This is a genomic window from Micromonospora sp. DSM 43699 (assembly GCF_055517075.1).
This window is the reverse complement of the sequence record NZ_JBTMMT010000269.1, coordinates 1-391: the sequence shown is the minus strand read 5'-3', so window position 1 is coordinate 391 and position 391 is coordinate 1. Positions and strand designations below refer to the sequence as shown.

Here is a 391-nt window from a genome sequence, read left to right as displayed (position 1 = left end):
ATCCACATCGGCCCGATCCTCGGCCGCGCCCACACCCGCCGGATCGTCGACACGATCAACCGGACCTCGCCCGACCTGGTCGCCGTCGTCGGCGACCTCGTCGACGGGTCCGTCGCCGACCTCGGCTCCGCCGCCGAACCGCTGGCGGCCCTGCGCGCCCGGCACGGAAGCTTCTTCGTCACCGGCAACCACGAGTACTTCTCCGGCGCCGAGCAGTGGGTCGACCACGTCCGGGAGCTGGGTCTGCACCCGCTGGAGAACGCCCGGGTGGAGATCGAGGGCTTCGACCTCGCGGGCGTCAACGACGTGGCCGGCGAGACCGAGGGCCAGGGGCCCGACTTCGTGAAGGCGCTGGGCGACCGGGACCGGGGCCGCGCCGCCGTCCTGCTCG

Annotated in this window: 1 protein-coding gene; it reads left to right on the top strand. The window is 73.7% G+C overall.

The annotated features are described in order from the left end of the window. The coding region (locus tag AC0AIB_RS31590) for a metallophosphoesterase (protein ID WP_465098142.1) at positions 1-391 on the top strand (391 nt) is incomplete at both ends.